At 59.8% G+C, this 22235-nt stretch carries 19 protein-coding genes; 8 read left to right on the top strand and 11 right to left on the bottom strand.

What is annotated here, in order from left to right:
* Positions 1 to 102: 102 nt before the first annotated feature.
* On the top strand, positions 103 to 957 hold the full coding sequence (locus tag ACM6JQ_RS09995; RefSeq protein WP_095111843.1) for a LysR family transcriptional regulator: 855 nt from the start codon (positions 103 to 105) through the stop codon (positions 955 to 957).
* A 179-nt stretch (positions 958 to 1136) separates the two neighbouring features.
* Here ACM6JQ_RS09995 and fabI read toward each other — a convergent pair whose 3' ends face one another.
* The 8 genes from fabI to gloB form a co-directional block, all read right to left on the bottom strand.
* Positions 1137 to 1931, bottom strand: coding sequence for an enoyl-ACP reductase FabI (gene fabI, locus ACM6JQ_RS09990; protein WP_007910591.1), 795 nt, complete (start codon positions 1929 to 1931; stop codon positions 1137 to 1139).
* Positions 1932 to 1950: 19 nt separating this feature from the next.
* Complete coding sequence (locus tag ACM6JQ_RS09985) at positions 1951 to 3561, bottom strand: ABC transporter ATP-binding protein (protein ID WP_273915542.1); 1611 nt, start codon at positions 3559 to 3561, stop codon at positions 1951 to 1953.
* 1 nt (position 3562) lies between these two features.
* Positions 3563 to 4582 carry an ABC transporter permease gene (locus tag ACM6JQ_RS09980; protein WP_414893690.1) on the bottom strand — a complete coding sequence of 340 codons (1020 nt, stop codon included), beginning with the start codon at positions 4580 to 4582 and terminating at the stop codon, positions 3563 to 3565.
* 1 nt (position 4583) lies between these two features.
* The gene (locus ACM6JQ_RS09975) at positions 4584 to 5657 is read right to left on the bottom strand and encodes a microcin C ABC transporter permease YejB (protein ID WP_007910584.1); all 1074 of its coding nucleotides are present in this window, start codon (positions 5655 to 5657) and stop codon (positions 4584 to 4586) included.
* A 4-nt stretch (positions 5658 to 5661) separates the two neighbouring features.
* A complete protein-coding gene (locus ACM6JQ_RS09970; protein ID WP_095111846.1) occupies positions 5662 to 7503 on the bottom strand; it encodes an extracellular solute-binding protein in 1842 nt (613 codons plus the stop codon).
* Positions 7500 to 9332, bottom strand: a complete 1833-nt coding sequence (locus ACM6JQ_RS09965; RefSeq protein ID WP_414893689.1) for an extracellular solute-binding protein — start codon at positions 9330 to 9332, stop codon at positions 7500 to 7502. The genes ACM6JQ_RS09970 and ACM6JQ_RS09965 overlap by 4 nt, the downstream gene beginning before the upstream one ends.
* A gap of 439 nt (positions 9333 to 9771) precedes the next feature.
* On the bottom strand, positions 9772 to 11235 hold the full coding sequence (locus tag ACM6JQ_RS09960) for a transglycosylase SLT domain-containing protein (RefSeq protein ID WP_007910577.1): 1464 nt from the start codon (positions 11233 to 11235) through the stop codon (positions 9772 to 9774).
* A 99-nt stretch (positions 11236 to 11334) separates the two neighbouring features.
* Positions 11335 to 12102 (bottom strand): hydroxyacylglutathione hydrolase, encoded by a 768-nt coding sequence (gloB, locus tag ACM6JQ_RS09955; protein WP_414893688.1) that lies wholly within the window; start codon positions 12100 to 12102, stop codon positions 11335 to 11337.
* A 66-nt stretch (positions 12103 to 12168) separates the two neighbouring features.
* Between gloB and ACM6JQ_RS09950 the strand changes: the two genes are divergently transcribed.
* The 5 genes from ACM6JQ_RS09950 to ACM6JQ_RS09930 all read left to right on the top strand — a co-directional run bounded on the left by ACM6JQ_RS09950 (position 12169) and on the right by ACM6JQ_RS09930 (position 17531).
* Positions 12169 to 12927, top strand: coding sequence for a class I SAM-dependent methyltransferase (locus ACM6JQ_RS09950; RefSeq protein ID WP_007910573.1), 759 nt, complete (start codon positions 12169 to 12171; stop codon positions 12925 to 12927).
* Positions 12928 to 13017: 90 nt separating this feature from the next.
* On the top strand, positions 13018 to 13488 hold the full coding sequence (gene rnhA, locus ACM6JQ_RS09945; protein ID WP_007910572.1) for a ribonuclease HI: 471 nt from the start codon (positions 13018 to 13020) through the stop codon (positions 13486 to 13488).
* Positions 13489 to 13698: 210 nt separating this feature from the next.
* Positions 13699 to 14457, top strand: coding sequence for a DNA polymerase III subunit epsilon (gene dnaQ, locus ACM6JQ_RS09940; RefSeq protein WP_007910571.1), 759 nt, complete (start codon positions 13699 to 13701; stop codon positions 14455 to 14457).
* Positions 14458 to 14646: 189 nt separating this feature from the next.
* A complete protein-coding gene (locus ACM6JQ_RS09935; RefSeq protein ID WP_007910570.1) occupies positions 14647 to 16902 on the top strand; it encodes an Orn/Lys/Arg decarboxylase N-terminal domain-containing protein in 2256 nt (751 codons plus the stop codon).
* A gap of 14 nt (positions 16903 to 16916) precedes the next feature.
* Complete coding sequence (locus tag ACM6JQ_RS09930; protein WP_007910569.1) at positions 16917 to 17531, top strand: GNAT family N-acetyltransferase; 615 nt, start codon at positions 16917 to 16919, stop codon at positions 17529 to 17531.
* On the opposite strand, the gene ACM6JQ_RS09925 is transcribed toward ACM6JQ_RS09930, so the two are convergent.
* Both ACM6JQ_RS09925 and ACM6JQ_RS09920 read right to left on the bottom strand, forming a co-directional pair.
* Positions 17497 to 18390, bottom strand: coding sequence for a LysR family transcriptional regulator (locus ACM6JQ_RS09925; protein WP_007910568.1), 894 nt, complete (start codon positions 18388 to 18390; stop codon positions 17497 to 17499). The two genes, ACM6JQ_RS09930 and ACM6JQ_RS09925, sit on opposite strands and share 35 nt — an antisense overlap.
* Positions 18391 to 18475: 85 nt before the next feature.
* Positions 18476 to 18706 (bottom strand): hypothetical protein, encoded by a 231-nt coding sequence (locus tag ACM6JQ_RS09920; RefSeq protein ID WP_007910567.1) that lies wholly within the window; start codon positions 18704 to 18706, stop codon positions 18476 to 18478.
* Between the two features lie 184 nt (positions 18707 to 18890).
* On the opposite strand from ACM6JQ_RS09920, the gene ACM6JQ_RS09915 reads away from it, so the two are divergent.
* Both ACM6JQ_RS09915 and ACM6JQ_RS09910 read left to right on the top strand, forming a co-directional pair.
* Positions 18891 to 19448, top strand: coding sequence for an NADPH-dependent FMN reductase (locus ACM6JQ_RS09915; RefSeq protein WP_007910565.1), 558 nt, complete (start codon positions 18891 to 18893; stop codon positions 19446 to 19448).
* Between the two features lie 156 nt (positions 19449 to 19604).
* A complete protein-coding gene (locus tag ACM6JQ_RS09910) occupies positions 19605 to 20888 on the top strand; it encodes an arsenic transporter (RefSeq protein ID WP_116029626.1) in 1284 nt (427 codons plus the stop codon).
* 289 nt (positions 20889 to 21177) lie between these two features.
* Here ACM6JQ_RS09910 and ACM6JQ_RS09905 read toward each other — a convergent pair whose 3' ends face one another.
* Positions 21178 to 22128: a DUF1853 family protein gene (locus ACM6JQ_RS09905; RefSeq protein WP_414893687.1), complete on the bottom strand. Its 951-nt coding sequence runs from the start codon at positions 22126 to 22128 to the stop codon at positions 21178 to 21180.
* Positions 22129 to 22235: the final 107 nt, after the last annotated feature.

Raw genomic sequence — 22235 nt, 5'->3', positions numbered from 1 at the left:
TCTCGATCAGGTTCGGTTGACTGAGTTTAGTGCTGTGAAATGTGATTGAAAGACGATAGTTTTTGCGTCGAGCTCAAATTATTTCGATCAGTCGAGGTGCGCATGCTGCGTGAACTGAAGACCTTTCTTGCCGTGGCGCGGCATGGCACTTTCGCTGCGGCGGGGCTGCACATTGGCCTGACGCAATCGGCGGTCAGCGCGCAGATCCGCAATCTTGAACAGGCGTTGGGGATTCGCCTGTTCGACCGCACTGGCCGCCAGGCAATGCTCAATCCGGCGGGGCAGCGGGCGGTGCCGATGGCGCAGGAGATGCTGGCGATCTTCAGCCGGATGGCGATCAGCGAGGACGTCAGTGAGTTTCGCGGCGAGCTGAAAATCGGTGCAGTGGCCACTGCGCAAACCGGGTTGTTGCCTCAGGCGTTGTTGCGCTTGCGTCAACAGGCACCGGGGCTTGAGCCAAAACTGGTGCCGGGCGTTTCGTTGAACCTGCTCAGTCAGGTGGATGCCGGCGAAGTTGATCTGGCAATCATGATCAAGCCGCCGTTCGAACTGCCCAAAGAGCTGTCGGCGCAGGTGATCCGGCGTGAGCCGTTTGTGTTGATCGTGCCGCCGCAGGTCGATGGCAACGATCCGCTGCGGTTACTCGCCGAACGGCCGCATGTGCGCTACGACCGCAATTCTTTCGGTGGGCGATTGGTGACGCGGTTTCTGCGGGAGCAGCGCATAGAGGTCAACGTAGCGCTGGAGCTGGATGAACTGGAAGCGATCGTGAAAATGGTCGAGTCGGGATTGGGGGTTTCACTGCTGCCAAAAGCAGGGCTGTGGCTGGACCATTCGCTCAAGGTCAGGATCATCGAGCTGGGCGAACTGACGTTCTATCGCGAGATGGTTTTGCTGCAGCGTTACAGTCAGCGCAATCAGCCGATTCAAAAGCTGTTCGCACAGTGTCTGGAATAACCCCAATCCCCTTGTAGGAGTGAGCCTGCTCGCGATCGCAGTGGTCCAGAGACATGAATGTTGCTGACCCGACGCCATCGCGAGCAGGCTCACTCCTACAAGGGATTTGGGTTGTTCAAGAAATAGCAGGCATAAAAAAACCCGCCAGATTGGCGGGTTTTTTATTGGCTAAGCGAAGATCACTCTTCGATGTTGCCCATGGCGGTGGTGTTGAAGCCGCCGTCTACGTACATGATTTCGCCGCTGATGCCCGACGCCAGGTCGGAGCACAGGAAGGCGCCGGCGTTGCCGACTTCGTCGATGGTGACGTTGCGACGCAGCGGGGTTTGCGCTTCGTTGGCGGCCAGCATCTTGCGGAAGTTCTTGATGCCCGAGGCTGCCAGAGTACGGATCGGGCCAGCCGATACGCAGTTGACGCGGGTGCCGTCCGGGCCCAGGGAGCCGGCCAGGTAACGTACGCCAGCTTCCAGCGAAGCCTTGGCCATGCCCATCACGTTGTAGTTCGGCATGGTGCGCTCGGCGCCCAGGTACGACAGGGTCAGCAGGCTGCCGTTGCGGCCTTTCATCATTTCGCGGCCGGCTTTGGCCAGGGCCACGAAGCTGTAGGCGCTGATGTCGTGAGCGATGCGGAAACCGTCACGGGTGGTAGCTTCGGTGAAGTCGCCGTCCAGTTGGTCGCCCGGGGCGAAACCAACGGAGTGGACGATGCAATCCAGGCCGTCCCACTTCTTGCTCAGTGCTTCGAAGACCTTGGCGATTTCTTCATCGCTGGCCACGTCGCACGGGAAGCACAGCTCAGGGCTCGAACCCCAGCCTTGGGCGAATTCTTCAACACGACCTTTCAGTTTGTCGTTCTGATAAGTGAAGGCAAGCTCAGCGCCCTCGCGATGCATGGCGGCAGCGATGCCGGATGCGATGGACAGCTTGCTGGCGACACCGACGATCAGTACGCGCTTACCGGCGAGAAAACCCATGTGTTGCTCCTCTTTCAGGTTATTGCGCAGTGGCTGGTGCCAAAAAAGCGGCTTCCAGCAACTGCTGTGTATACGGATGTTGGGGGGCGGCAAAAATACTTTGCGCGTCTCCCTGTTCGACCACTTGGCCATGCTTGACCACCATCAGCTGGTGGCTCAGCGCTTTCACCACAGCCAGGTCATGGCTGATAAACAAATACGTCAGGTTGTACTTGGCTTGCAGTGAACGCAACAGCTCCACCACTTGCCGCTGCACCGTGCGGTCGAGCGCCGACGTCGGCTCGTCCAGCAGGATCAGCGCCGGTTTCAGCACCAAAGCCCGGGCAATGGCGATTCGTTGCCGTTGCCCACCGGAAAATTCGTGGGGGTAGCGGTGCCGGGTTTCCGGATCCAGACCTACCTCCTTCAATGCCGCAATAATCGCCGCCTCTTGCTCCTCGGCGGTGCCCATCTTGTGAATCCGCAGGCCTTCGCCAACGATGTCACTGACACACATGCGTGGGCTCAGGCTGCCAAACGGGTCCTGAAACACCACCTGCATCTGCCGACGCAACGGGCGAACCTCGTTCTGCGTCAGGCAGTCTAGCTGCTTGCCTTCAAAGCGGATCGCGCCTTTGCTGCCGATCAACCGCAAAATCGCCAGGCCCAGCGTGGATTTGCCGGAACCGCTTTCCCCGACAATCCCCAGGGTCTGACCCTGAGGCAGGCTGAAATTGATGCCGTCCACTGCCTTGACGTGATCCACCGTGCGCTTGAGCAGGCCTTTCTTGATCGGGAACCAGACTTTCAGGTCCTCGACCTCAAGCAGCGGCGCGCCGATTTTATTGCTCGCCGGGCCGCCGCTGGGCTCCGCGCCGAGCAATTCCCGAGTGTACGGATGCTGCGGCGAACGGAACAGCTCTGCGCACGATGCCTGTTCGACGATGCAACCGCGCTGCATGACACATACGCGATGCGCAATTCTTCGCACCAGGTTCAAATCGTGACTGATCAGTAACAGCGACATGCCCAATCTGGCCTGCAATTCCTTGAGCAAATCGAGGATTTTCAGCTGAACGGTCACGTCCAGCGCCGTAGTCGGCTCGTCGGCAATCAGCAATTCCGGCTCGTTGGCCAGGGCCATGGCGATCATGACCCGCTGACGCTGGCCACCGGACAATTCGTGGGGCAGGGCCTTGAGACGCTTGTGCGGCTCGGGGATGCCGACCATCTCCAGCAGTTCCAGCGTGCGTTTGGTCGCCACTTTGCCGGTCAGGCCCTTGTGGATGCCGAGCACTTCGTTGATCTGCTTCTCGATCGAGTGCAGCGGATTCAGCGAGGTCATCGGCTCCTGAAAGATCATCGCGATACGATTGCCGCGAATATGCCGGATGGTTTTTTCACTGAGGCCCAGCAGGTTTTGCCCGGCGTAGTTGATGCTGCCGGCCGGATGGCGGGCCATCGGGTAGGGCAGCAGGCGCAGGATCGAATGCGCAGTCACCGATTTGCCCGAACCGGATTCGCCGACCAGCGCCAAGGTTTCGCCACGCTTGATGTCGAAGCTCACGCCTTCGACGACCCGATGCACGCGCTCGCCGAAACCGAATTCGACGGCGAGGTCACGCACTTCGATCAGATTGTCCTGATTCATTTCACTTCCTCGGGTCGAAGGCATCGCGAGCGGACTCGCCGATAAACACCAGCAAACTCAACATCAATGCGAGTACGGCGAAGGCACTCATGCCCAGCCACGGCGCTTGCAGGTTGGATTTGCCCTGGGCGACCAGTTCACCCAGCGACGGACTGCCGGCCGGCAAGCCGAAACCGAGGAAGTCCAAAGCGGTGAGGGTGCCGATGGCGCCGGTGAGGATGAACGGCATAAACGTCATGGTCGAGACCATCGCATTGGGCAGGATGTGGCGGAACATGATCGCGCCGTTCTGCATGCCCAGCGCCCGCGCGGCGCGCACGTATTCAAGGTTGCGACCCCGGAGGAACTCGGCGCGCACCACGTCGACCAGGCTCATCCACGAGAACAGCAGCATGATCCCCAGCAGCCACCAGAAATTCGGCTGGACGAAACTGGCGAGGATGATCAGCAGATACAGCACCGGCAAACCCGACCAGATTTCCAGAAAACGTTGGCCGGCCAGATCGACCCAGCCGCCATAGAAACCCTGCAAGGCCCCGGCAATCACGCCGATGATCGAACTCAACACGGTCAACGTCAGCGCAAAAAGCACCGAAATGCGGAAGCCATAAATCACCCGCGCCAACACATCGCGACCCTGATCGTCAGTACCCAGCAGATTGTCCGCCGACGGTGGCGCGGGCGCCGGGACTTTCAAGTCGTAGTTGATGCTCTGATAGCTGTAGGGAATCGGCGCCCACAACACCCACGCATCCTTGGCCTTGAGCAGTTCGCGGATGTACGGGCTCTTGTAGTTGGCTTCCAGCGGGAATTCGCCGCCGAAGGCGGTTTCCGGGTAGCGCTTGATCGCCGGGAAGTACCAGTTGTTGTCGTAATGCACCACCAGCGGCTTGTCGTTGGCGATCAGCTCGGCACCGAGGCTCAGGCCGAACAGGAACAGAAACAGCCACAGCGACCACCAGCCGCGCTTGTTGGCTTTGAACAGTTCGAAGCGGCGGCGGTTGAGAGGGGACAGGTTCATCTCAATGCTCCCGGCTTTCGAAGTCGATGCGCGGATCGACCAAGGTGTAGGTGAGGTCGCCGATCAGTTTCACCACCAGCCCCAGCAGGGTGAAGATGAACAGGGTGCCGAACACCACCGGGTAATCGCGGTTGATCGCCGCTTCGAAACTCATCAGACCGAGGCCGTCGAGGGAGAAGATCACTTCCACCAGCAAGGAGCCTGTGAAGAAGATGCCGATGAACGCCGACGGGAAACCGGCAATCACCAACAGCATGGCGTTGCGGAACACGTGGCCGTAGAGCACACGGTGGCGGGTCAGGCCTTTGGCCTTGGCGGTGACCACGTACTGCTTGTTGATCTCGTCGAGGAAGCTGTTTTTGGTCAGCAGGGTCATGGTCGCGAAGTTGCCGATCACCAGCGCAGTCACCGGCAACGCCAAGTGCCAGAAGTAATCGAGGATCTTGCCGCCGAAGCTCAGTTCATCGAAGTTGTTCGAGGTCAGGCCCCTTAGCGGGAACCAGTCGAGATAACTGCCGCCGGCAAACACCACGATCAGCAGGATCGCAAAGAGGAACGCCGGGATCGCGTAACCGACGATGATCGCCGAACTGGTCCACACATCGAAGTGGCTGCCGTGCCGCGTGGCCTTGGCGATCCCCAGCGGGATCGACACCAGGTACATGATCAGCGTACTCCACAGCCCCAGCGAGATCGACACCGGCATCTTTTCCTTGATCAGGTCGATGACCTTGGCGTCGCGGAAAAAACTGTCGCCGAAATCCAGCTGCGCGTAGTTCTTGACCATGATCCACAGGCGTTCCGGGGCCGATTTGTCGAACCCGTACATGTGCTCGATTTCCTTGATCAGCGCCGGGTCCAGGCCCTGCGCGCCGCGATAGGACGAACCAGCCACGGACACCTCGGCACCGCCGCCGGCAATGCGGCTGGTGGCGCCTTCGAAGCCTTCGAGCTTGGCGATCATCTGTTCCACCGGGCCACCGGGCGCGGCCTGAATGATCACGAAGTTGATCAGCAGAATGCCGAACAGCGTCGGGATGATCAGCAGCAGTCGCCGAAAAATATACGCCAGCATCTGATTACTCCGTGCCCGCAGGGTCGGCTTGCAGTTTGGTTTCGACTTCTATCGCCGGTTTCGCGTCAGGCTTGACCCACCAGGTGTTAATCCCGATGTCGTACTTGGGTGAGACTTTCGGGTGACCGATGTGATTCCAGTAAGCCACGCGCCAGGTCTTGATGTGCCAGTTGGGGATCACGTAATAACCCCATTGCAGCACACGATCCAGCGCACGGGCATGGGCCACCAGGCTTTTGCGCGAGTCGGCGTTGATCAGGTTCTCGACCAGTTGATCGACGATCGGGTCTTTCAAACCCAAGGAATTGCGGCTGCTCGGTTTGTCGGCGGCGGCGCTCATCCAGTATTCGCGTTGCTCGTTACCCGGCGAGTTGGACTGCGGGAAGCTGCCGACCATCATGTCGAAATCCCGCGAACGTACGCGGTTGATGTACTGCGAAACGTCGACGCGGCGGATCACCAGATCGATGCCGAGGTCGCTGAGGTTGCGCTTGAATGGCAGCAATACGCGCTCGAATTCGGTCTGCGCAAGGAGGAATTCGATGACCACCGGTTTGCCGGTGGCGTCGACCATTTTGTCGTCGACGATCTTCCAGCCAGCCTCTTGCAGCAGTTGATAGGCCTCGCGCTGTTGGGTGCGGATCATGCCGCTGGCGTCGGTCTTCGGGTTTTCGAACGCCTCACTGAACACCTGTGCCGGCAGCTTGCTGCGGAACGGCTCGAGGATCGCCCGCTGATCGGCGTCGGGCAGGCCGGTGGCGGCCATTTCCGAGTTCTCGAAATAGCTGCGGGTGCGGAAGTAGGCGCCGTTGAACAGTTGCTTGTTGGTCCATTCGAAGTCGAACAACAGGCCGAGCGCCTGGCGCACGCGCACGTCCTGAAACACTGGACGGCGCAAGTTGTAAACGAAGCCCTGCATGCCGGTCGGGTTGCTGTTGGCGATCTGTTCCTTGATCAAGCGGCCCTCGGTGACCGCCGGAATGTTGTAAGCGTTGGCCCAGTTTTTCGCGGTCATTTCCAGCCAGTAATCGAACTGCCCGGCCTTCAACGCTTCGAGGGCGACGGTGTTGTCGCGGTAGTAATCGGTGGTCATCGTGTCGAAGTTATAGAAACCACGATTGACCGGCAGGTCCTTGCCCCAGTAATCCTTGACCCGCTCGTAGCGCACCGAGCGCCCGGCCTTTACTTCGGCGACCTTGTACGGGCCGCTACCGAGGGGGATTTCCAGGTTGCCTTTGTTGAAGTCGCGATCGGCCCACCAGTGTTTTGGCAGCACCGGTAATTGGCCGAGGATCAGTGGCAGTTCGCGGTTGTTGCTGTGTTTGAACTTGAACAGCACTTTCAGCGGGTCTTCGGCGATCACTTCGGAGACGTCGCTGTAGTAGCCGCGAAACATCGGCGAGCCTTCCTTGGTCAGCGTGTTGAAGCTGAACACTACGTCATCGGCGCGCACCGGGTGGCCGTCATGAAAACGGGCTTCGGGGCGCAGGTAGAAACGTACCCAGCTGTTGTCCGGGGCCTTTTCGATTTTGCCGGCGATCAGGCCGTATTCGGTAAAGGGCTCATCGAGGCTGTGCTTGGTCAGGGTGTCGTAGATCTGCCCGATATCATCGGCGGGCACGCCTTTGCTGATAAACGGGTTGAGGCTGTCGAAGCCACCAAAACCGGCCTGACGAAAGATGCCGCCCTTCGGCGCGTCCGGGTTTACGTAATCAAACTGTTTGAAATCGGCCGGATATTTCGGCGGCTCGTTGTACAGGGTCACGGCGTGTTGCGGGGCGGCCAAGGCCAGCCCGGCGAACAGCAAGCCGCTGGCCTGGACGAGCAGGGCGCGGATAGGGTTCATCGATCTTTCTCCGAAGACTTCAGCCACCACGCGCTCAGGCCCAGGGTGTAAGGCGGCGTGGTAACAAAGGCCAACCGGTTGCGGTAGGCCAGACGGTGATAATTCAGATACCAGTTGGGAATGCTGTAGTGCTGCCAGAGCAGCACGCGGTCGAGCGCCTTGCCGGCGGCGACTTGTTCGTCGCGGGTGCGCGCGGCGAGCAGTTGTTCGAGCAGGTGATCGACCACCGGGTTGGCGATGCCTGCGTAATTCTTGCTGCCCTTGACGCTCACCTGACTGGAGTGGAAGTACTGCCACTGCTCAAGGCCCGGGCTTAGGGTCTGGTTGAGCGTCATCGAGATCATGTCGAAATCAAATTGATCGAGGCGCTGCTTGTACTGCGCCCGATCCACGGTGCGCAGGCGCGCGTCGATGCCGATGCTGTTGAGATTCTCGATGTAGGGCTGGTAGAGGCGCTCGAGGTTCGGATTGACCAGCAGCAGTTCGAACCGCAGCGGTTGGCCGCTAGCGTTTTGCAGACGCTGACCGTTGAGCTTCCAGCCGGCTTCAGCGAGCAATGCCAAGGCTTTGCGCATGGTTTCCCGCGGGATGCCGCGACCGTCGGTTTTTGGCAAGGTAAACGGCTCGGTGAATAGCTTGGCCGGCAGTTGTTCCTTGTACGGTTTGAGCATCAGCCATTCATGCCCGACCGGCAGGCCGGAGGTTGTGAATTCACTGTTGGGGTAGTAGCTGGTGGTGCGTTTGTAGGCATCGCTGAACAGCGCGCGATTGGTCCACTCGAAGTCGAACATCAGGCCCAGCGCTTCGCGGGTTTTCACGTCCGAGAACGTCGCGCGGCGGGTGTTCATGAACAGGCCCTGACTCTGGGTCGGGATCTGATGCGGGATCTGTGCCTTGATCACCTCGCCACGGCGCACGGCAGGGAAGTTGTAGCCGTTGGCCCAATTCTTCGCCTGATGCTCGATGTAGATGTCGAACTCGCCAGCCTTGAACGCTTCGAAGGCCACGTCGCTGTCGCGGTAAAACTCGACTTCCATGCGATCGAAGTTGTACTTACCGCGATTGACCGCCAGGTCCTTGCCCCAGTAATCCTTGACCCGCTCGAAGATCAACTGCCGGCCCGGCGTCACCGAAGTGATGCGATAGGGGCCGCTGCCCAGTGGCGGTTCGAAGGTGGTGGCCTTGAAGTCGCGGTCTTTCCAGTAATGCTGCGGCAGCACCGGCAATTCGCCGAGGCGCAGGATCAACAGCGGATTGCCGGAGCGCTTGAGCACGAAGCGAATGCGCTGTTTGTTGAGAATGTCGACCCGCAGCACTTCCTGCAACGCGGTGCGGTACAGCGGATGGCCGTCCTTGAGCAGCGTTCGATAGGAGAACGCTACGTCGTAGGCGGTGATCGGCGTGCCATCGTGAAAACGCGCCTCGGGACGCAGATTGAAGACGACCCAGCTGCGATCTTCGCTGTACTCCACCGATTGCGCGATCAAGCCGTAACTCGACGCCGGTTCGTCGCCGGACGGCGAATACTGGCCGGTGCCGACCATCAACGGCTCGTTCAGCTCGTTGATGCCGTACTGGAGGAAATTCGCTGTGGTGACCGGGCTAGTGCCCTTGAAGGTGTAAGGGTTGACCGTATCGAAGGTGCCGAACGCCATCACCCGCAACGTACCGCCCTTGGGCGCTTGCGGGTTGACCCAGTCGAAGTGGGTAAATCTGGCCGGGTACTTGAGCGTGCCGAACTGCGCATAACCGTGACTTTCGGTAATCGTCGCGCTTGCGGTTGAGCTCAAGGCCAGGCTGATCAGGAGCAGGAGGAGGGCACGCTTCAAGTCAGATCCGATCCAGGCGGCTTGGGCTTAGTGGGCCGTACAGTAACAGCTTGTCTGGACAGGAAAAAGATGCGGGTTAATGCGGGGTTAATCGTTTGCGCGAAGAGGCCCTCACCCTAACCCTCTCCCGGAGGGAGAGGGGACTGACCGAGTTGTTTCTTCGAGCTACGCCGACCTGAACCGTCGAGTCGAACTCACGTTTTGAAAAGCCCCCTCACCCTAACCCTCTCCCGGAGGGAGAGGGGACTGACTGTGGTGTCTAGGCGAATTGCACCGACGTGCGATATCTGAGCTGAACTCAGATTTTGAAAAGCCCCCGATCGGCTCCCTTTCCCCCTCTACCCCTTGGGGGAGAGGGCTGGGGTGAGGGGGATCGATCTAAAGCACGCCACAAAATCCGAACCAAAAAAAAGCCCCTGAAAATTCAGGGGCTCGTCTGTCAGTGCGGCTGATAAACCGTGAGCATCTGCCCCGGCTTCAATGCTTTACCCGCACCCGGATTCCAGCGCTTGAGATGCTGCATCTCAACGTTGAAGCGCTTGGCTACCACGTACAGCGTATCGCCGCGTTTGACCTTGTACTGAGTCTGCTGCGCGCTGTCGTCCTTGCCTTTGCTCTTGCTGTTGGCCGCAATCACCGTGTTCACACGGCCGGACTTGCGAGCCGGAGCACGCTTGGTGGTGTCCTGCATGACCAGAGTCTGGCCAACTTTGAGGTTCTTGCCGGTCAGCTTGTTCCAGCGTTGCAGATCCTTGACTTCGACCTTGTTGGCCTTGGCAATGGAACCGAGGTTGTCACCACGCTTCACGCGATAAGCCCGCTTGAGCTTGGCCACTTCCGATGGGTCAGCACCCTCGAACACCGGCTTCAGCGAACGCGGGCTGATCAGTTCGTCAGGCCGCATGGTCTGCAAACTGGCGGTCAGCAATTGCGCCTTCGACGTTGGCACCAGCAAATGCTGAGGGCCATCGATGGTGGTGCGTTGCTTGAAAGCCGGGTTGAGCTGGAACAGTTCGTCTTCGTCGATGTTGGCAACCGCGGCGACTTTGGACAAATCCATGCGCTGGTTGATTTCGACGACCTGGAAGTACGGTTCGTTGGCAATCGGGTTGAGGTTCACGCCGTAAGCTTCCGGCGCCAGCACCACTTGCGACAGTGCCAGCAACTTCGGCACGTACGCCTGGGTTTCCGCCGGCAGCGGCAGGTTCCAGTAATCGGTGGGCAGGCCAAGCTTTTCGTTGCGTTCGATCGCGCGGCTGACCGTGCCTTCACCGGCGTTGTACGCCGCCAGGGCCAGCAACCAGTCACCGTTGAACATGTCGTGCAGACGGGTCAGGTAATCCATCGCTGCCGTGGTCGAAGCGGTGATATCGCGACGGCCATCATAGAAGCGGGTCTGACGCAGGTTGAAGTAACGCCCGGTGGACGGAATGAATTGCCACAGACCCACCGCATCGGCCCGCGAATAGGCCATCGGGTTATAGGCGCTTTCAATCACTGGCAGCAGGGCCAGTTCCAGCGGCATGTTGCGTTCTTCGAGGCGTTCGACGATGTAGTGAATATAGAGACTGCCGCGTTCGCCGGCGTTCTCGAGGAAAGAGGGATTGCTGGCGAACCACAGGCGCTGTTGCTCGATGCGCGGGTTGACGCCGAGGCCTTCCTGCAGCTGAAAGCCCTGGCGCATGCGTTCCCAGATGTCCTGGGGAACCTGTGGGCTGGGCTTTTCGGTCAGCCAGATCGGCTTCTGCTTGGCTCGCGCAGCAATGTTCGGCGTATGGGTCGCTTCAGTCTGCGGAGCATGGCTGGAACAGCCCGCCAGCGTGGCGGACACAGCCACCGCGATAGCTTGCGCCAGGCGGGTCAATGCGTCTGAATTGACGGACTTACGTATGGATGACGACATTGGCTGGAAGTAAGTTCCGGGCAAAAATGTCGGGGGATTCTAGAAAGCGCACCCCCCTAGGTCAACCATTCAGAATTTTTGTACCAAGCGGCGGGGTACTTAGAACTTATCTTTCCAGGCCCGCAGAGCCGCAAATACCTCACTCGGCGCCCGGTTTTGAGCGCCTGCCCGTTCGTCCACTTTTTGTGTAACTAATGTTTCAGTGGTGCGCAAAAACGGGTTTGTGAGCTTTTCCAGGGCGAGCGTCGAGGGCAGGGTCATCACACCGTTTTGCCGCTGCTGGGTGACTTTTTCCAGACGGGCGGTAATGTCCGGGTTCGTCGGTTCGACGGCGGCGGCAAACTTGAGATTGCTCAGAGTGTATTCATGCGTGCAGTAGACCAGCGTATCTTCCGGTAACGCTGCAAGGCGGCTGAGAGAATGGTGCATTTGCTCCGGCGTGCCCTCGAACAGGCGACCGCAACCGGCGGCGAACAGGGTGTCGCCGCAGAACAGCAGGCCGTGGTGGTAATAGGCAATGTGTCCCAGGGTGTGACCGGGCACCGCATAGACGTCGAAGTCCCAGCCGAGCACGCTGACCGTGTCGTTGTCCTTGAGCGCCACATCGCGCCCCGGAATGTTTTCGCTGGCCGGGCCGTAGACCTTGGCGCCGGTCGCCGCTTTCAGGCGTTCGACGCCGCCGACGTGATCATGATGGTGGTGGGTGATCAGAATGTCGCTCAACAGCCAGCCCGGGTGCGCTGCAAGCCATGCCTGTACCGGCGCGGCATCGCCCGGATCGACCACCGCGCAGCGCTGGGTGCGGTGATCCTGTAACAACCAGATGTAGTTGTCGGTGAACGCGGGCAGGGCACTGATCTGTATCATCGTCGGAATTCGCCAAGCGGAAAACATTGGCGCATCTTAGTAGTTCCTGGCGCTTTGGAGAATGCGATGAGTGATAAAGCGTTCGCACAGGCTGATCCTGACTGGCTGGCCCTGATCGGTGCAGCCCGTGAATGGCTGTCCGGCCCGCTCGGGCAATTTCTGCTCGATGAAGAGCGGCGCATGCTCGAAGACGAGTTGGGCCGGTTCTTTGGCGGTTATCTGGTGCATTACGGCCCCTCGGCCGAAACCCCGCCGGCGGCGCCGCAAGTGCAGCGCAATGTGCGCCTCGGTGCGCCGTTGCCGGGGGTCGAGATTGTCTGCGAAGAGCAAGCCTGGCCGCTGAGCGAGCATGCTGCCGATGTGGTGGTGATGCAGCACGGCCTGGATTTCTGTCTGTCGCCTCATGGTTTGCTGCGTGAAGCCGCGAGCAGCGTGCGCCCCGGCGGGCATTTGCTGATCATCGGCATCAACCCGTGGAGCACCTGGGGTCTGCGCCATGTTTTCGCCCACGACGCCTTGCGTCAGGCGCGCTGCATCTCGCCGTCGCGGGTGGCCGACTGGCTCAATCTGCTGGGCTTTGCGCTGGAGAAACGCCGCTTCGGGTGCTATCGTCCGCCGCTCGCGTCCCCCAAGTGGCAGGCCCGTCTGGCCGGCTGGGAACGCAAGGCCGGTGACTGGCAGCTGTCGGGCGGTGGCTTCTATTTATTGGTCGCGCGCAAGATCGTCGTGGGGCTCAGGCCGTTGCGGCAGGAACGTCGCGAGCCGATGGGCAAGCTGATTCCGCTGCCGATGGCCAAGGTCAACCGCCGCCGCATCGAACCGTAAACCTTCTTTTATTTGTGGCCGGGCTTGTCCCGGCCTCGGTCATTGTCGATCCGTGATCGGCAAGACAGGCATTTTTCTGGATAGAGTGGCATGAGCGAAAGCGTTGAAAGCGTCGACACCGTAGAACTGTTCACTGACGGCGCCTGCAAGGGTAACCCCGGCCCGGGCGGCTGGGGCGCCTTGCTGGTGTGCAAGGGCGTCGAAAAGGAGCTGTGGGGCGGCGAAGCCAACACCACCAACAACCGCATGGAACTGCTCGGCGCGATCCGTGGCCTCGAAGCCTTGAAGCGTCCGTGCGAAGTGCTGCTGGTGACTGACTCGCAGTATGTGATGAAGGGCATCAACGAGTGGATGGCCAACTGGAAAAAACGTGGCTGGAAAACCGCCGCGAAAGAGCCGGTGAAGAACGCTGATCTGTGGAAAGAGCTGGACGAGCAGGTCAACCGCCACAAAGTCACCTGGAAATGGGTGCGTGGGCACATTGGTCATCACGGTAACGAGCGGGCGGACCAGTTGGCTAACCGTGGTGTCGACGAAGTGCGCGGTTACAAGCAGAGCTGATTTTGCCGTTACACCTTGGCGCGGCCTTCGCGAGCAGGCTCGCTCCCACAGGGAAATGCATTCCAGATCTGATGCCCTAAGTTGGAATGCATTCCAATGTGGGAGCGAGCCTGCTCGCGAATGGGACGCCACGGTCTGACTGAAACACCCCACCGAGCGTGTTAACATCCGCGTTTTTTGCAAGATCGACCCGTTGAGAGCTGAACACTGATGGCCACCAGATCCGTTGTACTCGATACCGAAACCACCGGCATGCCGGTGACCGATGGTCACCGGATCATTGAAATCGGCTGTGTCGAACTGATCGGCCGACGCCTGACGGGCCGGCATTTTCACGTTTATCTGCAGCCGGATCGCGAGAGTGATGAAGGCGCCATCGGCGTTCACGGCATCACCAACGAGTTCCTGGTCGGCAAGCCACGCTTTGCCGAAGTCGCCGATGAGTTTTTCGAGTTCATCAAAGGCGCGCAGCTGATCATCCACAACGCGGCGTTCGACGTTGGCTTCATCAACAACGAATTCGCCTTGATGGGCCAGCAGGATCGCGCTGACATCACCCAGCACTGCTCGATCCTCGACACCCTGATGATGGCCCGGGAACGTCACCCGGGGCAGCGCAACAGCCTCGATGCGTTGTGCAAACGTTATGGCGTCGACAACTCCGGCCGTGAATTGCACGGCGCTTTGCTCGACTCGGAGATTCTCGCCGACGTCTACCTGACCATGACCGGTGGCCAGACCAGTCTGTCGCTGGCGGGTAATGCGTCTGACGGCAATGGCACCGGCGATGGTGCGGACAACTCGGCGACCGAGATTCGTCGTTTGCCGGCGGATCGTCAGCCTGCGCGGATCATTCGTGCGACGGAAGAGGAGCTGGCGGCGCATCTGGTGCGGCTGGAAATTATTGCCAAGTCGGCGGGTGGCCCGGCGCTGTGGACGCAGATCGCCGAAGCCGACGCCCAAGCCTGAAGATCAAAAGATCGCAGCCTGCGGCAGCTCTTACATTGGAATGCAATCCCCTGTAGGAGCTGCCGAAGGCTGCGATCTTTTGTTTTTGGCGCCATGAAGCCAACTGGCCACCCTCGCCACTTTCGCTGCAACCCTCTACCCTGAGTGCATTGGCCGATTCAATTCTGCCGCCTCGGGACACTGAGCCTCATGTACAAAGATTTGAAGTTTCCGGTGTTGATCGTCCATCGCGACATCAAGGCCGACACGGTCGCGGGTGACCGTATCCGTGGCATCGCCCGGGAGTTGGAGCAGGAAGGTTTCAATATCGTTTCGGCCATCGACTACACCGAAGGGCGGTTGGTGGCATCGACTCACCATGGCCTCGCGTGCATGCTGATTGCCGCCGAGGACGCCAGCACTAACTCGCATCTGTTGCAGAACATGGCCGAACTGATCGGTCTGGCGCGGGTGCGTGCGCCGGATCTGCCGATCTTCGCCCTCGGTGAGCAGGTCACCCTGGAAAATGCCCCGGCCGATGCCATGGCCGAGCTCAATCAATTGCGCGGCATTCTCTATCTGTTCGAGGACACCGTGCCGTTTCTGGCGCGGCAAGTGGCGCGGGCGGCGCGCAAGTATCTGGATGGCTTGCTGCCGCCGTTTTTCAAGGCGCTGGTGCAGCATACGGCGGACTCCAATTATTCCTGGCACACACCCGGCCATGGCGGCGGCGTGGCGTATCACAAGAGTCCGGTGGGGCAGGCATTTCACCAGTTCTTCGGTGAAAACACCCTGCGTTCGGATTTGTCGGTGTCGGTGCCAGAGCTTGGTTCGCTGCTCGATCACACCGGGCCGCTCGCCGAAGCGGAAGCGCGGGCGGCGCGCAATTTCGGCGCCGATCACACCTTTTTCGTGATCAATGGCACCTCGACCGCCAACAAGATTGTCTGGCACTCGATGGTCGGGCGCGATGATCTGGTGCTGGTCGATCGCAACTGCCACAAGTCGGTGTTGCACGCGATCATCATGACCGGCGCCATTCCGCTGTACCTGTGCCCGGAGCGCAATGAACTGGGGATTATCGGGCCGATTCCGCTGAGCGAATTCAGCCGCGAATCGATTCAAGCGAAGATCGATGCCAGCCCGCTGACCAAGGGCCGCACAGCGAAAGTCAAACTCGCCGTGGTCACCAACTCGACCTACGATGGCCTCTGTTACAACGCCGAGTTGATCAAGCAAAGCCTCGGCAACAGCGTCGAAGTGCTGCATTTCGATGAAGCCTGGTATGCCTACGCGGCGTTTCATGAATTCTTCACCGGGCGCTACGGCATGGCCACCTCGCGCAGCGAAGACAGCCCGCTGGTATTCACCACGCATTCCACGCACAAACTGCTGGCGGCGTTCAGTCAGGCGTCGATGATTCATGTGCAGGACGGCGGCGCGCGGCAACTCGACCGCGACCGTTTCAATGAAGCGTTCATGATGCACATTTCGACCTCGCCGCAGTACAGCATCATCGCTTCGCTGGACGTGGCGTCGGCGATGATGGAAGGCCCGGCCGGGCGTTCGCTGTTGCAGGAAACCTTCGACGAAGCCCTGAGCTTTCGTCGCGCGCTGGCCAATCTGCGTCAGCACATTGCCGCCGATGACTGGTGGTTTTCGATCTGGCAGCCGCCGGGTGTCGAAGGCATTGATCGCGTGCAGACCGAGGACTGGCTGCTGCAACCGGATGCCGATTGGCATGGTTTCGGCGAAGTCAGTGACGATTACGTGTTGCTCGATCCGATCAAGGTCACCCTCGTCATGCCGGGGCTCAATGCCGGTGGCGCGCTGAGCGAGAAGGGCATCCCGGCGGCGGTGGTCAGCAAGTTTCTTTGGGAGCGCGGCCTGGTGGTGGAGAAGACCGGGCTGTATTCGTTCCTGGTGCTGTTCTCGATGGGCATTACCAAAGGCAAATGGAGCACGCTGCTCACCGAACTGCTGGAGTTCAAGCGCAGCTACGATGCGAATGTGCGCCTCGACACCTGCCTGCCGTGTGTGGCTCAGCAAGACGCCGCGCGTTATCGCGGCATGGGCCTGCGCGATTTGTGCGATCAATTGCACGCCTGCTACCGCAGCAATGCCACAGCCAAACACCTGAAACGCATGTATACCGTGCTGCCGGAAATTGCCATGAAACCGGCCCACGCCTACGATCATCTGGTGCGCGGCGAAGTCGAAGCGGTGCCGATCGATGAGCTGGAAGGCAGGGTTGCGGCGGTCATGCTAGTACCGTATCCGCCGGGCATTCCGCTGATCATGCCCGGCGAACGCTTTACCGAATCGACCCGATCGATTATTGATTACCTGAAATTTGCTCGCACGTTCGATAGCAGCTTCCCCGGTTTTGTCGCGGATGTGCATGGATTGCAGCACGAAGATGAAGGCAATGGGCGGCAATACACCGTCGATTGCGTCAAGGAATGAGGACTTTTCCCAGTATGCAACCGGTCATGAATCCAAAATACCCAGGGCTGTCGGTGCGCGTCGCCGATGAAGGCTTTGCGCCGTATATCTGGGGCAGCGACTTCAGCTTCGAAGTCGCGGCCTATGGTGCCGCCGTGATCGGCCAGCCTGTCGAACAATGGCGGGTGACGCCGATCGTGCCGTACCGCAAGTGCTACGGCATCGATCCGGAGGAGTTCAGCGCTTTCCACAACGCGCCGGACAGCGCGATTTTCATGGCCTATCTCGACGATGAGCCGGTCGGCCATCTGGTGATCAGTACTAACTGGAACGGCTTCGCGCATATCGATGAACTGGCGGTGCATGCGCCGGCGCGCCGCCATGGTGTGGCCAAGGCCTTGCTGGATGTCGCGCAGTTCTGGAGCCGCAAGAAAAAGCTACCGGGGATCATGCTGGAAACCCAGAACAACAACCTCGGCGCCTGTCGGCTGTATGAGCGTTGCGGCTATGTGATCGGTGGTATCGACCAGTTGCGCTATCGCGGCATTGATCCGAACACCGCCGAAGTGGCGCTGTTCTGGTATCGATTATTCGATAACCCGTTGGAGAACCCGATCAGCTCGCCAGCATCGCCTCGGCTTGTTCCGTGAGGATCGCCAGTAACGTCTGAATCGCTGCCGACGGCGCGACGTGCTTGAAGGTCAGCGCGTAGACGCTGATCGGTACGGCCGGCGACAGCGGGCAGACATCCAGCCCGGCCGGGCGCGCGCCCAGTGCAGTGAACGGGTCGACGATGGCCAGGCCTTCACCGGCCTCGACCATGCTGCGCATCATCTGATGGGTTTGCACCCGCGTCTGCACGCTCGGCGCCGGGCGCAGCGCCTGGAGTTTGTTTTCCAGTGCCGGGCTCAACGGGTCCTGACCTTCGAGGCCGATCATGGCCTGACCGGCCAGATCCTGCAGGGAAATGTATTTCTGTTTCGGCTGCAACCAGCCATGGGGCGCGAGCAATTGCAGCTTGCCCTGGGCCAATGGCCGGCAATCAATGTCGGGGTGTTCGGGGTCGTGCAGGCTTAAACCGAGATCGCTCTCGCGCAGCAACAGGCTGCGGACAATGTCGCGAGTCGGCGCGCTGAGCAGGCTGCACGGTGCGTCGGGCAGACGACGACGCAGGGCGGCGAGACTTTGTGGCAGTAATTGTTGCGCCAGCGGCGCAGTGCCGATGATGCGCAAAGGTGGGGCGAGGTATTGCCTGAGGCTGCTGGCCAGCCGTTGCACCGGCTCCAGCGCTTCATAAACGTGAGCGATTTCGACCTGCAACGCCCGCGCTTCGGGTGTCGATTGCAGGCGTCCGCGCACGCTGGCGAACAGCATGAACCCCAACTGACTCTCGGCTTCGCGCAAACGCTCTTCGACCTCGGCCACCGGCAACTGCAACCATTCGGCGGCGGTGCCCAGGTGACCGGTCTGCAAGAGCGCCTGAATCACTTCGATATGACGTAAACGCATGCGTGAAGTCCATGTTCAGCAGGTGGGGTCAGTGGCTGAATCCTACCCCAAGTCTGCGCATATGACTTCTGCTCATAACGGCCAGTTATGAAGCGACGGTTGGCTCGGGTTCACGCGTCAGGGTGATACCTGACTGGACCAGGAGAAACTCGTTCTCGCTGACCTTGTTGACGCGATCGCCAATCGCCAGTTTGTAAATCGGCTCCGAGCCAGTGGAACCGTCTGCCGACGGATTGGATTCCTGGAACTCATGCACGGAATAAACGCGGCCTTCCGCATCTCTTGCATGGAACTGACCGACGAGTACTGCTGCCATCTGCTTAGAACCTCTGGAGATAAAACGCTTGATTTGCGGCTTGGTAGACCGCCATCAAGGCCTGTAAGTTTTCCTACAGGAAAAAAATAATCAGCACGCAGGAATTTGCCCTTGTGTGCTGGTGGAATCGTCACCGAATCATCTATAACTACTGGCTCCTCCCACGGACCATCGAGAGTCTTCCATGAGCAATGTCTACAACGTCGCCGTAGTGGTCGGTAGCCTGCGCAAAGCATCGATCAATCGCAAAGTCGCCCTGGCACTGGCAGAACTGGCCCCGGCGAACCTAAAGCTTGAGATTGTCGAAATTGGCGATCTGCCACTGTATAACGAAGACATCGACGGTGATTCACCGCCGGCAGCCTACAGTACTTTCCGGGAAAAAGTGGGTTCATCCGACGCGGTGCTGTTTGTCACGCCCGAATACAACCGTTCGGTGCCAGCGCCGCTGAAGAATGCCATCGACGTCGGCTCGCGGCCTTATGGCAAGGCTGTCTGGAGTGGCAAACCGGGGGCGGTGATCAGTGTTTCGCCAGGTGCCATCGGTGGTTTCGGGGCGAATCAGCATCTGCGCCAGTCGTTCGTGTTTCTCAACGTGCCGTGCATGCAGCAGCCGGAAGCGTATCTGGGCGGTGCAGGCTCGGCGTTTGATGAGGCGGGCAAGTTGAGTGAGTCGGTGAAACCTTTTCTGCAAAGCTTTATCAATGCGTACGGTCAATTCGTCGAGCAACACAAAAAATAAGCCATACACGGAACACAATGTAGGAGTGAGCCTGCTCGCGATAGCGGACTGTCAGTTACAAATCGGTCGACTGACACACCGCTATCGCGAGCAGGCTCACTCCTACAGGTTTTGTGGTGCCCTCACTAACTCCATTTTCATGTAAGGCTGTTGCGGATGCTCGCTGCGTCACTGATTTTCCTGCTGACCATTACCCTTGTCATCTGGCAACCCAAAGGCCTCGGCGTCGGCTGGAGTGCGACGCTTGGCGCCGTGCTGGCGCTGATCTTCGGCGTTGTGCACCTGAGCGATATCCCGCTGGTGTGGCAGATCATCTGGAACGCCACTGGCACTTTTGTCGCGCTGATCATCATCAGCCTGTTGCTCGACGAAGCCGGTTTTTTCAATTGGGCCGCGTTGCACGTGGCGCGTTGGGGGCGGGGCAGCGGGCGCAAGCTGTTTGCCTTTATGGTGCTGCTCGGCGCGCTGGTTTCAGCGCTGTTCGCCAATGACGGCGCGGCGCTGATCCTCACGCCGATCGTGATTTCGATGTTGCTGGCACTACGGTTCTCTCCAGCCGCGACCTTGGCCTTTGTCATGGGCGCAGGTTTTATTGCGGACACGGCGAGCCTGCCGCTGGTGGTGTCGAACCTGGTCAACATTGTTTCGGCGGACTTCTTTCACATTGGCTTCAACCGCTACGCAGCGGTGATGGTGCCGGTGAACTTCGTCAGCGTCGCGGCAACGCTGGGTATGTTGCTGTGGTTCTTCCGCCGCGACATCCCAGCGGCGTACGACCCTGAGCAACTCGAACATCCCGAAACCGCGATCCACGATAAAGCCACGTTCTATGCCGGTTGGGCGGTGTTGGTGATTCTGCTGATCGGTTGCTTTGCGCTGGAGCCGCTGGGCATTCCGATCAGTGCGATTTCCGCCGTGTGCGCCGCGCTGTTGCTGGGCATCGCCGCCCGTGGCCACAAGATTTCCACGCGCAAGGTGATGAAGGAAGCGCCGTGGCAGATCGTGATTTTTTCGCTGGGCATGTATCTGGTGGTCTATGGCCTGCGCAATGCCGGGCTGACCGGGTATCTGGCCGGTTGGCTGGATGTCTTCGCAGGTCACGGCGTCTGGGGCGCGGCAATGGGCACGGGGGTGCTGACGGCGTTGCTGTCGTCGATCATGAATAACCTGCCGACGGTGTTGATTGGCTTGTTATCGATCGATGCGAGTCAGGCGAGCGGGGTGGTCAAGGAGGCGATGATCTATGCCAACGTGATTGGCAGCGATCTGGGGCCGAAGATCACGCCGATCGGCAGTCTGGCGACGTTGTTGTGGCTGCATGTGCTGGAGCGCAAGGGCATTCACATTGGCTGGGGGTATTACTTCCGGGTCGGGATTGTGTTGACGGTGCCGGTGTTGTTGGTGACGTTGGCGGCTTTGGCTGTGCGGCTGTCCCTTTAGACCGAGTCGGCCGCAATCGCTGGCAAGCCAGCTCCCACAGGGATCTTCTGTGTGCTCACTACCTGAGCCACACCACAAAGCCAGCTCCTATTAACTTTGTGGTGTGCTCACTACCTGAGTCGCACCACAAAGCCAGCTCCTATTAACTTTGTAGTGTGCTCACTACCTGAGCCACACCACAAAGCCAGCTCCCATTAGCTTTGTGGTGTGTTCACTATCTGGGCCACACCACAAAACCTGTGGGAGCTGGCTTGCCAGCGATGGGGCCGGTACAGGCGACACAAAAAAATCAGGCCTGGCCGGGTACATTCGGCCAAAGGTCCGACACCAGAAACAACCGCTCCGCCTCTTCCCATTGCCCTCGCGCATTTTCGATCAGGCGCACCATCAACTGCGCCGGGGCCAATGGCTCAAGATCCTCCAGCCACATCCGTAAATGCTCCAAAGTCCAGGTCTGATCCGCCGGATAATGCGCCGGCGCCAGCCAGGCGTGACGGGGCAGGGGTTGCCAGCGTCCGGCTGGACGTTGCGCGACAAACGCCGGCCAGTCCTTCTGATGCAACCAACTGCCGCGCAAATGCTGCGGATGCGCACCGTTCGGTGATTCAGCCTGCCCGGGCCACGGGTACAACAGATAACCGCCCAGCCACAGCTGCGCACTGAACACCTCGATGTCCAGCTTCGCCAATACTGCACGGCTTTCCGGGCGCGCCGAAATCGGCAACTGATGTTGCGCCAGATGCGCCAGCTTGCGGTCCAGCCGATCATGACAACCCGGCCCCAGCCATTGCGCCGGATCACGACCGTCACCATTTTGCGGCCCAAGGTAAAGCTTGATCGCCAGTTCCAGGTGATGCACGCCATCGCGATCACGCAGCAGCATGTCCAGCTCACCGAGGGTGTGGCCCTCACGGCGGATCGGCAGGTTGGCGGCGATCAATTCAATGCCCGGCGCATGCTGCACGGCAAACTGCCACAGACGCTCGTAATACAAGCCCAGCCGCCGCGTACGTGCCTGTGACAACCAATGCAGCAAGCCATAGCTGTCGCGATCCAACTGACGCAGCCAGTGTTCCAAGCGTTCAGGATCGTGCACCCAATCGCTGCCCGCCAGCGGATGGCGCTGCGGCCACGGTGTGGTGGCAAGCATCGGCGGGGCGAGGATCACCCACGCCAGATCGCGCACTTCCGGATGGCGTAATTGGTGGGGCAACTGGAGCAAGTCGGGAAATAGGATCATCTTGCGAGCATAGCCGTAAACACGAGCACACCCTTGAGGCTGAAAGGATTTTGTCTAACCGGCGCTTTCGCCCATAATCGTGTTTTTCGCGTTTTCGATTGTCCGCA

Source organism: Pseudomonas sp. IT-232MI5 (assembly GCF_949767845.1).
GTDB lineage: Bacteria > Pseudomonadota > Gammaproteobacteria > Pseudomonadales > Pseudomonadaceae > Aquipseudomonas.
The sequence above is the reverse complement of the archived record's forward strand: the minus strand, read 5'-3'. Positions and strand labels throughout refer to the sequence as shown.

Coding starts and splice junctions, on each gene's coding strand:
- ACM6JQ_RS09995 (WP_095111843.1), top strand. CDS start 103: ATGCTGCGTGAACTGAAGACCTTTCTTGCCGTGGCGCGGCATGGCACT.
- fabI (WP_007910591.1), bottom strand. CDS start 1,931: ATGGGTTTTCTCGCCGGTAAGCGCGTACTGATCGTCGGTGTCGCCAGC.
- ACM6JQ_RS09985 (WP_273915542.1), bottom strand. CDS start 3,561: ATGAATCAGGACAATCTGATCGAAGTGCGTGACCTCGCCGTCGAATTC.
- ACM6JQ_RS09980 (WP_414893690.1), bottom strand. CDS start 4,582: ATGAACCTGTCCCCTCTCAACCGCCGCCGCTTCGAACTGTTCAAAGCC.
- ACM6JQ_RS09975 (WP_007910584.1), bottom strand. CDS start 5,657: ATGCTGGCGTATATTTTTCGGCGACTGCTGCTGATCATCCCGACGCTG.
- ACM6JQ_RS09970 (WP_095111846.1), bottom strand. CDS start 7,503: ATGAACCCTATCCGCGCCCTGCTCGTCCAGGCCAGCGGCTTGCTGTTC.
- ACM6JQ_RS09960 (WP_007910577.1), bottom strand. CDS start 11,235: ATGTCGTCATCCATACGTAAGTCCGTCAATTCAGACGCATTGACCCGC.
- gloB (WP_414893688.1), bottom strand. CDS start 12,102: ATGATACAGATCAGTGCCCTGCCCGCGTTCACCGACAACTACATCTGG.
- ACM6JQ_RS09950 (WP_007910573.1), top strand. CDS start 12,169: ATGAGTGATAAAGCGTTCGCACAGGCTGATCCTGACTGGCTGGCCCTG.
- rnhA (WP_007910572.1), top strand. CDS start 13,018: ATGAGCGAAAGCGTTGAAAGCGTCGACACCGTAGAACTGTTCACTGAC.
- dnaQ (WP_007910571.1), top strand. CDS start 13,699: ATGGCCACCAGATCCGTTGTACTCGATACCGAAACCACCGGCATGCCG.
- ACM6JQ_RS09935 (WP_007910570.1), top strand. CDS start 14,647: ATGTACAAAGATTTGAAGTTTCCGGTGTTGATCGTCCATCGCGACATC.
- ACM6JQ_RS09930 (WP_007910569.1), top strand. CDS start 16,917: ATGCAACCGGTCATGAATCCAAAATACCCAGGGCTGTCGGTGCGCGTC.
- ACM6JQ_RS09925 (WP_007910568.1), bottom strand. CDS start 18,390: ATGCGTTTACGTCATATCGAAGTGATTCAGGCGCTCTTGCAGACCGGT.
- ACM6JQ_RS09920 (WP_007910567.1), bottom strand. CDS start 18,706: ATGGCAGCAGTACTCGTCGGTCAGTTCCATGCAAGAGATGCGGAAGGC.
- ACM6JQ_RS09915 (WP_007910565.1), top strand. CDS start 18,891: ATGAGCAATGTCTACAACGTCGCCGTAGTGGTCGGTAGCCTGCGCAAA.
- ACM6JQ_RS09910 (WP_116029626.1), top strand. CDS start 19,605: ATGCTCGCTGCGTCACTGATTTTCCTGCTGACCATTACCCTTGTCATC.
- ACM6JQ_RS09905 (WP_414893687.1), bottom strand. CDS start 22,128: ATGATCCTATTTCCCGACTTGCTCCAGTTGCCCCACCAATTACGCCAT.